Source organism: Streptomyces sp. NPDC037389 (assembly GCF_040636475.1).
Lineage (GTDB): Bacteria > Actinomycetota > Actinomycetes > Streptomycetales > Streptomycetaceae > Streptomyces > Streptomyces hesseae.
The window spans coordinates 315,896-329,953 of the sequence record NZ_JBEZUS010000010.1; the positions used below are offsets into that span (position 1 = coordinate 315,896).

General features: G+C 74.4%; 11 protein-coding genes. 2 read left to right on the forward strand and 9 right to left on the reverse strand.

The features are described 5' to 3' along the window. Positions 1-232: 232 nt before the first annotated feature. Positions 233-1,120 (reverse strand): universal stress protein, encoded by an 888-nt coding sequence (locus AB0E98_RS23745; RefSeq protein ID WP_361705996.1) that lies wholly within the window; start codon positions 1,118-1,120, stop codon positions 233-235. A gap of 277 nt (positions 1,121-1,397) precedes the next feature. Between AB0E98_RS23745 and ftsH the strand changes: the two genes are divergently transcribed. Next, the gene (gene ftsH, locus AB0E98_RS23750) at positions 1,398-3,203 is read left to right on the forward strand and encodes an ATP-dependent zinc metalloprotease FtsH (protein ID WP_361705867.1); all 1,806 of its coding nucleotides are present in this window, start codon (positions 1,398-1,400) and stop codon (positions 3,201-3,203) included. A gap of 74 nt (positions 3,204-3,277) precedes the next feature. On the opposite strand, the gene AB0E98_RS23755 is transcribed toward ftsH, so the two are convergent. Then, positions 3,278-3,403 (reverse strand): hypothetical protein, encoded by a 126-nt coding sequence (locus tag AB0E98_RS23755; protein WP_361705870.1) that lies wholly within the window; start codon positions 3,401-3,403, stop codon positions 3,278-3,280. A gap of 4 nt (positions 3,404-3,407) precedes the next feature. Continuing rightward, a complete protein-coding gene (locus AB0E98_RS23760) occupies positions 3,408-4,277 on the reverse strand; it encodes a universal stress protein (RefSeq protein WP_361705998.1) in 870 nt (289 codons plus the stop codon). 199 nt (positions 4,278-4,476) lie between these two features. Between AB0E98_RS23760 and AB0E98_RS23765 the strand changes: the two genes are divergently transcribed. After that, the gene (locus AB0E98_RS23765) at positions 4,477-7,425 is read left to right on the forward strand and encodes a BTAD domain-containing putative transcriptional regulator (protein ID WP_361705873.1); all 2,949 of its coding nucleotides are present in this window, start codon (positions 4,477-4,479) and stop codon (positions 7,423-7,425) included. A 23-nt stretch (positions 7,426-7,448) separates the two neighbouring features. Here the strand turns inward: AB0E98_RS23765 and AB0E98_RS23770 are convergent, their stop codons facing one another. From AB0E98_RS23770 to AB0E98_RS23795, 6 genes are all read right to left on the reverse strand, one after another. Then, positions 7,449-7,676, reverse strand: a complete 228-nt coding sequence (locus AB0E98_RS23770) for a hypothetical protein (protein WP_361705875.1) — start codon at positions 7,674-7,676, stop codon at positions 7,449-7,451. Positions 7,677-7,795: 119 nt separating this feature from the next. After that, on the reverse strand, positions 7,796-8,023 hold the full coding sequence (locus tag AB0E98_RS23775) for a hypothetical protein (protein WP_361705878.1): 228 nt from the start codon (positions 8,021-8,023) through the stop codon (positions 7,796-7,798). Beyond that, entirely contained in the window at positions 8,020-8,997 is a 978-nt protein-coding gene (locus AB0E98_RS23780; RefSeq protein ID WP_361705881.1) for a cupin domain-containing protein, read from the reverse strand. Before AB0E98_RS23780 ends, AB0E98_RS23775 begins: the two co-directional genes overlap by 4 nt. A gap of 62 nt (positions 8,998-9,059) precedes the next feature. Continuing rightward, complete coding sequence (locus AB0E98_RS23785) at positions 9,060-10,361, reverse strand: lanthionine synthetase C family protein (protein ID WP_361705883.1); 1,302 nt, start codon at positions 10,359-10,361, stop codon at positions 9,060-9,062. A 20-nt stretch (positions 10,362-10,381) separates the two neighbouring features. Then, positions 10,382-13,594, reverse strand: coding sequence for a lantibiotic dehydratase (locus tag AB0E98_RS23790; RefSeq protein WP_361705884.1), 3,213 nt, complete (start codon positions 13,592-13,594; stop codon positions 10,382-10,384). Between the two features lie 97 nt (positions 13,595-13,691). Next, positions 13,692-13,820: a hypothetical protein gene (locus tag AB0E98_RS23795; protein WP_361705887.1), complete on the reverse strand. Its 129-nt coding sequence runs from the start codon at positions 13,818-13,820 to the stop codon at positions 13,692-13,694. Between the last annotated feature and the right edge of the window lie 238 nt (positions 13,821-14,058).

Here is a 14,058-nt window from a genome sequence, read left to right on the forward strand (position 1 = left end):
CGCGGTCATGAGCGCAACGCTTCGGTGGGACTCCGGATCGTGGCGTGGTCAGGGCAGCCGCTTCGCGCGGCCGATCACGTCGCGCGCCGATGCCGTGGCCCATGCCGTAGCGGAGGGTGCGCACTGCTCCTTCCCAGGCCCTCACCCTCACGACGGCGAGGCCGCCTCCCGGAGGAGGGTCCCACGCGCAGGGGCACGGAGGCGGCCCGCGCCCGCCGAGGCGAGCGCCTCCTCACTCCGCGGCAGGCGGGTGCGGGACGGCGATGACAGGACACCGCGCGTGGTGCAGTACGCCCTGGCTGACGGAGCCGAGGAGCATGCCGGTGAAGCCGCCATGGCCCCGGGTGCCCACCACCAGGCCCAGGGCCTGGGCGGACGCCTTGGTCAGCGCCTCGACGGGGTGTGCGACCAGGAGTTCCTGCCGGAGCTCCACCCCGGGGTGCGCCGCGGTGCGGCCGGCCACCGTCTCCGAGAGCAGGCGCTCGCACTCCCGCCGCGAGGCCTCCTCGTCCAGCGACTCGAAGCGCCCCGGCCACCACGCGTACACCGCCCGCAGCGCGGCGCCGTGGAGGGCGGCCTCCTCGAAGGCGAAGTCGAGGGCCGCGGCGGAGTGGGCACTGCCGTCCACGCCGACGACGAAGTACGGCGGCTGCCGTGTGCTGTGTTCCGGCTCGGGGACGACCACCACCGGGCAGGACGCGTGAGCCATCAGGGGCAGGGCGACCGAAGCGGTGCCGAACACCTCCTCCACCCGGCTCAGGTGCTGCGAGCCCACCACCACGACGGCGGCATCCCGCGACTGCTCGCGCAGCACCCACACCGGGTCCCCCTCGGCCAGCAGCCCGGACACCTCCACCTGCGGCTGCCGGGTCTCGCCGAACGTCGCCGCCTCCTGGAGGACGTGCTCCCCGGCCGCATGGAGTGCCTCGTTCCACTCCTCCCAGGACGGCCGGACCTCGCGCTTGCGATAGCCGCGCGTAGGCGTTCCTTCGGCGTGGACCAGGCGGAGCGGTACCCGGCGCCGTGCCGCCTCGTCGGCCGCCCAGGCGAGTGCCATGCGCTTGGTGGGGTCGGGGTCGACGCCGACGACGACCGGTCGGCGGTCCGCGGACGAGACCATGGGCATCTCCCAGCCGATCGTGCTTTCCGGGTCTGTCACCCATACTGGTGCAGCGGCGCGACCCCTGCATGCCGGGTGGAAGAGGCCAGGTCGGAGGCCGACCGCCGTGGAAGTACCTCTCGCAGGGGAGGAGCAGGCGGTGATCACTCGAATACGGCTGCCGCACCGGCACCGGGCGCCTCCGGCACGGCCCCGGCCGCCGGGGGAGCCACCCGAGCCGCGACCCCGGCCGCGCCCCCAGCCCCCGACGCCCCCAGCGCCTCCATGGCGGCGCTGGATGGTGCCCCTGATCCTGCTGAACCTCTTCCTGGTGGTCCTGCTGGCCCGAGGGCTCTCCGGACCCGCCGCCGCACAGCTCTCGTACAGCGACTTCGTCGGCAAGGTGGACGCCGGCCAGGTGCGGACGGTGGACGTCGGGGACAAGGGAACCGTCGACGGCACGCTCAAGAACGGGAAGAAGTTCACCACGCAACTTCCCACGGCCCTGGGCAACGGCGGCCTCGAACAGCGACTCCAGGCCCAGCACGTGACGATCACGGCCACCCGCGGCGGCGGCAGCGTCTGGACATCTCTGCTGGTGGGGCTGCTGCCCTTCCTCGTCCTGATCGGCATCCTCCTGTGGAGCATCCGCAGGACGGCGGGCTCCCTCACCGGCGGCATCAGCGCCATCGGCCGCTCCCGGGCGAAGATCATCGAGGCCGAGCGGCCGACCACGGGCTTCGACGACGTCGCCGGGTACGACGGCGTGAAACAGGAGATCGGCGAGGTCGTGGACTTCCTGCGCAACCCCGGCCGCTACGCCGCCGCCGGGGCCAAAGGGCCGCGCGGCGTCATCATGGTCGGGCCCCCGGGCACCGGCAAGACACTGTTCGCCCGTGCCGTGGCGGGCGAGGCGGACGTGCCGTTCCTCTCGGTGACCGGCTCGGGCTTCGTCGAGATGTTCGTGGGAGTCGGCGCCTCACGCGTACGCGACCTCTTCGACGAAGCCCGCAAACGAGCGCCGTCGATCATCTTCATCGACGAGATCGACGCCGTGGGCGGACGCCGCGGCGGAGGCACCCGGCTCGGCGGCAACGACGAAAGGGAACAGACCCTCAACCAGCTCCTCGCCGAGATGGACGGCTTCGACCAGAGCAGCGGCATCGTCGTCCTGGCCGCCACCAACCGCCCCGACGCCCTCGACCCCGCCCTGCTGCGCCCCGGCCGCTTCGACCGGCAGGTCACCGTCCCCCTGCCCAACCAGAACGAACGGGCCGCGATCCTCGCGGTCCACGCCCGCGGCAAGACGCTCGCCCAGGACGTCGACCTCGACACCGTCGCCCGCGCCACACCGGGATTCTCCGGAGCGGACCTCGCCAACCTCGTCAACGAAGCGGCCATCAACGCCGTACGCGCGGACCGCGCCGTCATCACGGCCGACGACGTCGACACCGCCCGGGACCGGGTGCTGCTGGGCCGCCGCGAGACGTCCAACGCGCTCCTCCCCGAGGAGCGGCACTCGGTCGCGGTCCACGAATCCGGGCACGCCCTCGTCGCCGCCCTGTGCGAATACGCCGACCCCGTCGCCAAGGTGACCATCCTGCCCGCCGGCGTGACGCTCGGCGTCACCGAGCAACTCCCCGAGGCCGAGCGGCACCTCTACAGCGAGAGCTACCTCACCGACCTCCTGGCCGTCCGGCTCGGCGGCCGGGCCGCGGAACTGGTCGTCTTCGGCGAGGGCTCCACGGGCGCGGCGAACGATCTGGCGGGCGCCACCCAGATCGCCACCCGCATGGTCAGGGAGTTCGGCCTCTCCCCGGCCCTCGGCCCGGTCGGCTACGCCTCGGGCACGCCGCAGTTCCTCGGCGAGACCCCGCCGGAGGACCTGCTGCGCCGGCCCTACTCCGAGCAGACCCAGCGGATCGTCGACGAGGAGGTGGCCCGGTTGATCCGGCGCTCCGAGGACCGGGCCCTGACCCTGCTGCGCGACCACCGGACCGCCCTGGACCGGCTGGCCTCACTGCTCGTCAGCCATGAGACGGTCGACGGGTCCGTGGTGCTGGACGTCCTCCGGGAGGAGAACTCCCCACCGGACGACGGGTGAGCCGGGGCGGCCCGGCCCGCACCACGTTCAACTTGCGTGTCGCCCTCGCCGTGGCCGGTTTCCACTCGACGCCCTCACGCGTCGGAGGGCGTGCCCGACGTCCCCGCCGGGAGCAGGACGCGGAACCGTGGATGCCCCGGGGCGCTGTCGAGCGTGACCCGGCCGCCGTGCGCGCCGGTGACGGCGTCGACGATGGCCACGGTCTCACCGATGCGGTACCACCGCGACGGGGCAGGCCGCCCGGTGCAGGGCGGTGTGGTTGACCCGCCCGAGTTGCAGGCCGAACCGGCCCTGCCGCCTGGTGGCGCCGAGTACGAGCAGGTCGGCGTCGGCCGCCGGATCGAGCAGCATCCGGTGCGCGGGCCCTTCCAGCACGGTGCGGGTGACGGACACCGCCGGATGCTCGGCCATGGCCTCCTCCAGCGCCTCGTCCAGGACGGCGGCGGCCTGTTCCTCGTAGGCCACGGCGGCGGAATCGAGCACGATCAAGGGGTCCACCGACGGCTGGGGGGCGCGCCAGGTCCGTACGGCCTGAAGCTCGCACCCCCGGGCCTCGGCCTCGCGCAGGGCGAACCGCACCGCGGCGGCGGCCTCGTCCGCCTCGCCCACGCCGACGACGACCCGGTCGCCCATGCCCTTGATGTTGCGCTCCTCGCCGCGAACGACGACGACCGGGCAGTCGGCACGTCCCGCCACCGCGAGGCTCACGGAGCCCAGCAGGAATCCCTTGACAGCGCCCCGCCCGGACGAACCCGTCACCAGAACCGCCGCGCCGCGCGACTCCTTCACCAGCGTCGCCACCGCTTCGTCCGGCAAGGTCACGGCATCCACCCGCAACTCCGGGGAGAGCCGCCGGGCCCGCCGCTCGGACGAGGCGATGATGTGCTGTTCCGCCAGCTCCTCCTCCGGTCGTTGACCGGTGGACGAAGGCATCGACCCCTCGTAGCGCTCCCACAGCGACGCGTGGACCACGCGCAGGGAGAGCCGGAGGCGGGCCGCCTCCTCCACGGCCCAGTCCAGGGCGGCGAGGCCGCCGTCCGACCCGTCGACGCCCACGACCACAGGACGCTCCATCGTGCTCACCGCCTCATGCTCATGCCGTCGTCCCTCGCTACCACCATCTCCCGTCGGCGCCCGCGCGGCACGTCCGTGTGGGCCGGCCTCCTCACCCCACGGGCGTCCACACATATGAACCACTGGTTACCATGGCGCCCAGCTTTATCTGGCTTGTGCCGGTGGTGGGGGGACTGTGGAATTTTCTGTGCTCGGAGCCGTGGGCATCCGCGATGGTGAGTCCGTCGTGCCGTGTGGGCCGCCGCAGCAGCAGGCGACCTTCGTGATGCTGGCGCTCCGCCGCGGTCATGCCGTGCCGCTGCACGAAGTGGTGAGCGGGGTGTGGGGCGATACGGCGCCGGACTCGGCGGTGATGATCGTGCGCACCTATGTGTGGCGGCTGCGCAAACTGCTGACGTCGGCCGGCTGCGATCCGCAGGTGCTGGCCAGGGTGGGCGACGGCTACCGGCTCGCGGAGGAACCGCTGTCGGTGGACGCCTTCGAGGCCGAGCACCTGGCGGCGGACGCGGCGCGGGCGCGCGGGGCCGAGAAGTACGACGAGTGCGCCATGCTGCTGAAGGAGGCCGTGTCCCTGTGGCGGGGCGAGCCCCTGGCTGGGGTGCCCGGGCCCTTCGCCGACCGGCAGCGCTCCCGGCTGTCCGAGCTGCGGCTGACCCTGCTGGAGGAACGTTTCGACCTGGACCTGCTGCTGGGCCGGCACGCCCAGTCGGTCCCGGAGCTGACCGCGTTCATCCAGGAACAGCCGTTGCGGGAGCGGCCGTACGGATTCCTGATGCGGGCGCTCTACGCCGCCGGACGACAGGCCGACGCCCTGGCCGTGTTCGGCAAGGCCCGCGAGGTGCTGGCGCACGAGCTGGGCCTGGATCCCGGGCCCGAACTGCGCGCCCTCCACGAACGGATCCTGGCCTGCGCCCCGGACCTCGTCCCCGCGGCGGCCCCGGTGACGGCCGTCGCGCCGGCGGCGCACCCCCAGGAGGCCGGTACGGCCGCCGGACAGGCAGGGGCGGCGGACTACGCCCGTCCCGCCCAGCTCCCGGCCGACATCTCCGACTTCAGCGGCCGGAACGAGGCGGTCGCCGAGCTGTGCCGGGCCCTCACCGACCCGGACCGTACCGCCCTCGCGGTCGCCTCCGTCAGCGGGATGGGCGGCATCGGCAAGAGCACCCTGGCCCTGAAGGTGGCACACCAGGTCAAGGGGGAGTTCCCGGACGGGCAGCTCTACGCCGACCTGCGCGGCTCGGGGACGGACGCGGCCGACCCCGGCACCATTCTGGTGAGCTTCCTGACCGCGCTCGGGGTTTCCCGGCGGAAGGTCCCCGGCTCGCTGGAGGACCGGTCCCGGATGTTCCGCACCCTTCTCGACGACCGCAGGGTGCTGTTGCTGCTCGACAACGCCCGCGACGCCGCCCAGGTCAGACCGTTGCTGCCGGGAGCGGCCCACTGCGCGGTGGTGGTGACCAGCCGGGCGCGCCTGGTGGGTGTGCCGTCCGGCGCCCATGTCCGGCTGGCGGAGTTCAGCACCGGGGAGGCGCTCTCCCTGGTGCGGCGCATCGTGGGCGAGTCCCGTATCGCCCCGGAGGAGGAGGCCGCGCTGGCGCTGGTCGTCGCCTGCGCGTGCCTGCCCCTGGCGGTGCGGATCGTGGCCACCCGGCTGTCGTCCCGGCCGGGCTGGACGGTGGCGCACCTGGTGGCCCGGCTCGCCGACGAGCGGCGACGGCTGGCCGAACTGCGCGCCGACGACCTCGCGGTGGCCGCCGCCTTCGAGCTCGGATACCACCAGCTGACCGACCGGCAGGCGATGGTTTTCCGGTCGCTGGCGTCGGTCGCCTGGCCGCACATCGGGCTGGGCGCGGCCTCCGCCGCGCTGGGCCTGGACGAGACGGAGGCGGAGGACCTCCTGGAGCCGTTGGTGGACGCCGCGCTGCTGGAGTCACCGGCACCGGGCCGGTACCGCTACCACGATCTGGTACGGGACTTCGCCCGGCAGCTGCCCCCGGACGGCGAGGGCTCCGCCGCGGCTGTGGAGCGGCGACTGCTCGACCACCTGCTGGAGATGGCGGGGGAGGCGTTCAGGTGGATGGTGCCCGGTGATCCGGTGCACAGCACCATCGCCGCCGGTGCCGTGCGGCCGGACGGCCCGCGCTTCACGGACCTGGCCGAGGCCCGCGAATGGGTGATCACCGAATTCGACTGCGCCCTCCACACCGTCCAGTTGCTCGTCAGACGGTGGGAGGCCGCCGAGCCCGGGCTGCTCACGCAGGCCGCCGACGTCCTGGTGGCCTTGAGCTCGTTCGGCCAGGACGTCCCTTACGCGCAGATGGCCATTGCCGCCGAGGCGCTGGCGGAGACCGCCGCCCTGGCGGGCAACCACCGCGCGGCCGGCCGCGCCCACTTCATCTGCGGCAACGCGGCGATCCAGGAGACCCGGCTGACACGGGCCCGTACCCATGCCCAGCGGGCCGCCGAGTTCTGCCGCCGGGCCGGCGACCGGGCCATCCTCCAGCAGGCGTACAACGACCTCGGGGTGATAGCCCAGTTCGAGCAGCGCTACGACGACGCGGCCGGCTTCTTCGACGAGGCGCTCGTGCTGGCCCGGGAGTGGGGGCAGCGGTCGGGCGAGCTGATCACCACGCTCAACGCGGCGCTGGCCCGGATCCGCGGCCGCCGGGCCGAGGAGGCGCTGCCCGCCTGCGAGGAGGCGCTGGGCGCCTTGCGCGAAATGGCGGACCAGCACGGCGTGGCCCACGCGCTGTGTGTGCGCGGCCAGGCCCTGCACGAACTGGGCCGGTACCAGGAGGCGCTGGACGGCTACCGGGAGTGCCTGGACGTCTGCGCGACGGCGGGAATCCCCGGCCAGCAGGCGCAGGCGTGGTACCGGTGCGCCGAGACCCTGCGCGTCATGGGCGACGTCGACCAGGCGCTGGAGGCGGCGGACCGGGCCGTGGCCTACTACCGGACCGTACCCGGTCGCGATCGTGACCGGGGCTACGCGCTGTGGACCCAGGCCCGCGTCTCGCTCGGCGCCGGACACCACGAACGGGCCCTGGCCCAGGCCGGCGAGGCGCTGGAGGTCTTCACCCGCACCGCGCTGCCCGAGGCCGCGCAGGTGCGCGCGCTCATCGACGGCATACGGCCCGCGCCGGTGTAGCGCGGACCGCGGCCGTCGGGCCCTCACGCCTTGGTGTTGTACTCGGTCTGGCCCTGGTTGTCGCCGTGGCGCACGCCGTTGTCCCCGTCGTTGAAGGTGAAGTGGGTGACGGGGGTTTCGGCGGTGGCCCGTGCGGCGCCGGTGGAGCCGGTGGCGGACGACAGGGGCCCGGCGAGGGCCAGCAGGGCGACCAGGGCGGCCGGGGCGAGAAGGGCTGCACGGCGCTTGCGGGACACGGTGGTGCGCGACATGGGGGGTCCTGTCTCTCGGTGGAGGGCTTCGATGTGCTGATTCTGCGCGCTGCCCATCTACGTTCGATATACGGAGGCTTGTCACCGAGAGGGAGGAAGCCGGAGGAAGCCGGTGGAAGTCAGCCCTTCTCCTCGGAGCCTTCCCAGGGGGCCTCGGGATCCAGAGCACCGGCGAGCCGGATCCTCGTGGCTTCGACCATCCCCAGCGCCCCCCAGCTGGTGGTGCCGGAGTACATGTAGCGCAGGGCCAGACCGTTCTCGGTGAGGCACTCGACGACCACGACCGCGCGCAGCGCATAGTGGTCCGAGGGCAGTGGGGGCAGACCGAGCCCGTACACCTCGTTCACGGGTTTCCCCCCTCCCGCACCACCGCGGTCGCGGGGGAGTCCTGCGGGGTGCCGAGGCGCGCGGCCAGTGCGGCGATGCCCGGATCGGAGCCGAGTCCGGGGACCGTGCCCTCGGCGAGTTGCGCGCGGCGCGCGTGCTCCACCACGGCCGCGGCGGTCAGCTCCGGCAGCCGGGTACGGAACCGGTCGAGCAGCGATTCGGCGGCCGCGTGCAGCTCGTCGTCGCCCAGTGGACGGCCGGGCACCGGCAGCGAGCCGAGCAGCAGTCGTTGCAGGGAGGCGAACAGCTGCTGGGTGCCGACCTCACGGATCGTGAGCGAGAGGTGGGAGGAGAGCCCCTCGCCGCCCACCGCCTCGTGGGCGAAGCCGCGGGGGATGTAGAGGACCTCCCCGGGGCCGAGGGTGCCGGTCAGCAGGGCCGGGCCGCCGTCGGCGACCTCGCCCGGCGCCCAGTCGGGGCCGGTGGGGCCGCCGCGCACGGTCCAGTGCTTGCTTCCGGTGTGCTGGAGCAGCAGGACGTCGGCGTCGTCGCGGTGGAGGTCGAGCCCCTGTGCCCCGGGCGGGGTGACGAAGAAGAACGCCTCGACCCGGCGGCCGATCTCGGCCTCCAGTCCGCGGGTCAGCGCGCGCGTTCCGGGGTGCCAGTGCTCCACGTTGCGCAGCACGAGGGTGGCACCTTCGGCGAGCAACTCGCGTACGCGGTCCGGGTCGATGTAACCGGGGGTGGTGATCCCCGAGACGGTGCGGGCCCGGGTGTAGCGGGAGGAGTGCACCGGGTCGCCCGCCCGGGCGAGTTCGAGGTGGGGAACGCGCAGGAGTCCGCCCGCGATGGCGGTGTCGATCTCCTCCAGGGTGAGCGGGGCGGTCGGTCCGGTGCCGGGCGCGGGCCGGAAGACGGCCGGCGTGGTGCGCCAGTGCCGGTTCAGGAAGGCGTCCGTGTCGCCCACCCAGCGGGTGAGTTCCTCCCGGTGCATGGCTCTCTTCTCTCTGTCGGGCGGTCAGGTTCCTGTCGGGCTGTCAGGTTCCGTCTGGGGAATCAGGCCAGCAGGAGCGCGCGGTCCCAGCGGGTGGCGGGGGCGGTGTCCGTGGCGAAGGTGTGCAGGGCGAGCGCCGCACCGGCCGCACCGGTGAGGAAGCCGCCCGGGTGCTCCTCGGGCGGGCGTTCGCCCGGGGCGTCGGCGAAGCCGAACGGCCGGTCCTCGTCGACGAGGTCCAGCAGACGGGCGGCCAGCCCCGGGAGGTGCCCGGCGAGTTCCGGATCGCCGCTGTCGCGGGCGACGCGCCAGGTGACCTGGAGCAGCCCGGCCAGCCCGTGGCAGAGCCCGGCCTCGGCCGGCGGCTCCGCCCCCACCGGCGCGGCGCGGGCCAGCGCGGCACGCAACGCGCCCACGCCGGCCTCCTGCCAGCGGGGGACGCCCAGGGCGAGGCCCGCGAGCTGGAGGGCACGGGCGATGCCCGGGGTGCCGTAGCACCAGGACGGCCGTCCGGGCCGCGACTGCGCGGGACCCGCGGTCAGCTGGCCGGGCCACCAGGGGCCCGCGGCGTCCGTACGGCGCCGCGCGAGCAGCCAATCGGCGAAACCGGTGATCGCGGCCCGCTGCCCCGGCACCCGTACCCCCTGCCGCCACGCGAGGGCCAGCAGGGCGAGGGGGCCGGGGAGCCCATGGGCCATGCCCAGGTTGGCGTGTCCTCGCGCCGGGTCCACCGGCCGGTACGAGTCCCCGTCGAGCGCCACCCACCAGCCGGGCAGCAGCAGGCCGTCCGCGCGCACCGGCCGGGCGAGCGACGTCAGCGCCCGTACCGGGCGCGCGACGGCGGCTTCGGCCGGGCCGCCGAGCTCCAGCAGGTGCGCGCCGAGCCCGGCCTGCCCGCTGATCACGTCGTACGCGGTGAAGGCGGTGCAGCCGAGGCGCTCACGCAGGCGTCGTTCCTCGCGCTCGGCCCGGGTACGCGCGATCTCGGCGACCCGCTCCCCGAGCCGGGTCCGGGCCGTGCTCCGCGCGCCCGGCCCCTCCGCCGCCCGGTGCAGCGCGAACGACAGCGCGGCCACGGGCCCGTACAGCCCCTGCGGCCCGGGGGACGCCGCCCGTCCGGCGAGCGCGGCGCCATGACGCAGCCACCGGTGGGCGGCGGCCCGGTGCGCCGGATCGGTGTGCGCCAGCTCGGCGTGGAGCAGGGCGACACCCGGCGCGCCGTCGCTGAGGCTCGCCGCGCGGAAGGCGGACACGTCCCGGGCCGCGAGGGCACCGGGATCGGCCAGCCGCAGCGCGACGGTCGCCACGACGTCGGCGGCCCGCCGGCGCAGCGCGTTCACCGACGCGTTCGCGGGCTCGCTCACAGGCACGTCCCTCCGCTCGTTCACCGGACCGCCCGTACGCGATCGCGATCCAGGCGACTGCGCAGAGCCGCGGCGGCCAGCGCGAAGGAGCGCTCCTCGGCGGAGCGGTCGATGCCGGTGAGCCGGTTGTGGTGCATGTGCAGGAGGGATCCCAACGGTCCCGTACCGGCGTCGAGTTCCCGTAGGAGCGTTCCGTACGCGGTGAGGGCGGGGGCGCGGCGCTCCCAGCACGCGAGCAGCGCCGGGCCACCCGGCAGGGCGCGCAGCCGCTGCCAGCCGCTGAACGGGTCGGTCAGCTCCCGCGCCAGGTCCTTGGCGGCGCGCGAGGGCTCGGCCGCCCTCGCGGGCACCGGGCGGTCGAGCAGGTACCGGACGCCCTCCGTGGTGCCCGCGACGCGGCAGGCCAGGTCGACGTGGCCGAGCGCGCTCAGCACCGTCCTGTCCAGGGCCAGCTCACGGCTGTCGAGCAGCTCGACCTGTTCCCGGCAGGCGAGGCTGTCGGCGTGGAAGGCGCGTTCGGCGGCGGCCGCGGCGGCGGGTCCTCCATAACGTTCGAGTTCGGGCTCATAGGTGTCCAGGACCAGCCTGTCCCCGAGCCCCTCGGCGGCGAGCCCGTCGCACCAGGCCCGCAGCCGGGGCAGCAGAGAGCCCGTGAGGACGGCCGGGTCGCCGTGGAAACGCAGCCTCAGATGGGGGTCCGGGTCGCGGTAACGGAGGTAGAACCAGCGATCGACCTCACCGGGCAGCCCCTCCAGCAGCCGGGGCAGCCGCCGGGCGAGGATCTCGTCCTGGCGCTCGGCCGAGCAGTACACCTTGGCGTACAGCCACCGCGAGCCGGGGGCGTGGGCGACGCGGACGCGGCGGGGTTCGGGGACGGGCACGGGCCGGAGCGAGGACGCGGACGGGCCGTCGGGCGGCAGGGCCGCCCGGATCAGCGGGAACGCGATCTCGTTGACCCGGCCGGACCGTTCGGTGCCGTCGGCCAGCCAGCCGAAACCGTGGCCACAGTCCGTCGGCAGTTCCTGAAGGACGCAGCCCGGGCGGCGCAGCCATTCGTCGCGCAGCAGGGCGCGGTGGAAGGGACGGCGCAGGTCGAGGGCGATGCGGTTGTCCCCGCTGACGCTCTCCACCCGGTCGGGCACCCGCCAGCGGGACCGCCACGCGTCGAAGAGCCGCTCCCAGTCGCCGGGCGCGGTGGCCCGGTCGAACAGCGCGGGGTCCGTCGGCCGCCAGCGGGCCAGGGCGAGTACGGTGCGCCCGCGCCGGATCCTGGGCAGGTACGGCAGATCGTCGGCGGCCCCCCAGCGCCAGCGTGGCCAGGCCGGTAGGCCGTTCTGGGTCACCTCGTGGAGGAAACGGGCCGCGTTCGGCGCGTGCCACACCGTCGCGAGCATGCTGGGGACGACGGGCACGACCTCCTTGCCGAGCCGGGGCGCGACCACGGCGAGCCGGTGGACGTCGGCGACGACGGCCAGGTCGGACACGCCGAGGTCCGTCCCGTCGGTGCGGTCGGCGAACGCACCGAGCGTGATGGTGTGCGTCAGACGGCGGGGAACCAGCGCCACGTTGGCGGTCGCGCCGCGCGGCGGCGGGAACCTCAGCTGCGCTGCGACGGCGCCGGGCGCGGCCCCGGGCACCTGCCGCACCAGCTCGGTGACCCGGTCGTCGTCGGCGCCCAGCACGAACCCGAAGCGCCCCGCGTGCGCTCCGGCGGTACGCGCCCCACCGGTGACCACCAGCCGGAAGTCCCCGTCGGCCAGCGCCTCGGGCGTGTCGGCGAGCAGTTGCGCCAGGATCTCGAAGGACGGCGGAGGCGGTGGCGCGTCCCGGTCGCCGGCGGTCAGCCGCTCCAGAAGCGCGTCGTCCAGGACGATCTCCCGCTCGCCGTTGACGGACGCCTCCTGGGCGAGCCCGGTCAGCAGCCGGTCCTGTTCCCGCTCCCGCTCTGCCAGGGGGCCCGCCGGCCCCGTGTGCGGGGTCCGCGCGCTGGCGGGCAGCCGGTACCCGGCGGGGCCGCCGAGGCCGATGTCCGGATCGAGGACCTCCTTGAGCGGTACGGCGCGCCCGGCCCCGTACCGCTCAAGGAAGTCGAGGTGGTGCTGACGCAGATGGGCCGGGCCCGGCCGGGCCGCGGCCAGTCGCCACAGGGTCTCGGCCGCCCGTTCCGCCTCGGCGCGCACGGCGGACGGCAGCCGGATCTCCACGTCGAGTCCCAGGTCGACCTGGAGGAGGTGGTCCGAAGGGTGGAGGGCGGCCATCCGGCGGACGGCGGCGTCGCGGGCCTCACGGCCGCTGCCGAGCGGAGCCGCGGCGTAGGCGGCCAGCTCCTCGTGGACCGCCGACAGTTCGGTGGCGAACCGGGCCACGGGGCCGGGGAGCGGCTCGGCCGTGCGATCCGGCGCGACCAGCAGGCCCAGTACGTGGCCGAGCGGATCCGGGCCGTCCAGCGGCGGGCGGAGCTCCGTCAGCAGTACTTCCGACCCGATGAGGTCGACGAGGTGCCGCTCCACGGTGGCGGCCGGCGCTCCGGGGTAGGCGGCGAGGAGGTCGGCGACCAGATCCTCGAACGGCACGGGCAGAGCGGCACGCCGCAGGACGTGGCGCACCACCGCGCCGGCCCTTACCGACACCTCCTGGGCGGCCGGGCGGGTGCCCGCCCCGGGGGCAGGGACGTAGGGGACGACCAAACGGTCGCCCCGTACGAAGCACAGGTCGTTGACGGTGACGCGCAGCGGTCGCAGCACGGCCGGCTCACGCTCCAGCCGCGCCACCACCTCGGTCAGCCAGCCCATGTCGGGCCGCACCACCTTGCGGTGACGCCCGCCCCAGCCGGCCTCGACCGCCCCGGGCTCCTCGGCGAAGCCGATCGCGGCGACTCCCGCCATGGTGCCGAAGGGCGTGGCCCGGCCGGACATCCGCAGCCGGTAGCGCGCCGACGCCCGTACCGCGCGACGCAGTTGCTTGAGGCGGACCGGTTCCCCGGCGAGCACGGCGTCGAGGGTCCGGCCCAGGGAAGGACTCGCCAGCGAGACCGCCTCCCCGAACCGGGAATCGGCCGCGGCGGTGCGCAGCAGGTCCCGCAGCTCCGCCTCGCCGGCACCGTCGCCGGGCTCCTCGGGGCTGCCGGACGGCTCCGGCGGCCGGATCGCGGCGCGGAACAGCAGGGTGTCCGCGCAACGGAAGGTCGACGGACCGGGGATGTCACTGCCCGGTTGGGCCGTGGGTGCCGCCACGGGGAGCCTCCAGAAGTAGTGCGGGGGAACGAGCGAGGCGGCCCTTGGGGGTCGGGCCGCCTCACTTGTGAATTTGTTCAGGCTGCAGGACCGACCGTCAGATGGTGGTCTTGCAGGAGAACGGCCAGGAGCCGGTCGCGGCCTGGGCCGCCGCGGCCTGCTCGTCCTCGCCGGTGGCGGCGATCTCGATGACGTCCAGCTCGAAAAGCTCGTCGAAGTTGTTCATGACGACTCCTTCATTTCCATGTGCGATGCGCCCCCGTTTCCGGCGGCGGCCCCGGGCTTCTTCCCGGCGACTGACATCAACGTACGGAGCGCCTTTCTACGGCGGATATACGCCGGATCGACGCGCGAACCACTCCGGATCCGTCGTTCCCGCCCGGCCTCCGATGGCGGTCGCGCCGGGGCGGTCGCAGCATGGAGACGAACCGGTTTGCTACTCCGTAATCGCCTCGCGAGGCATG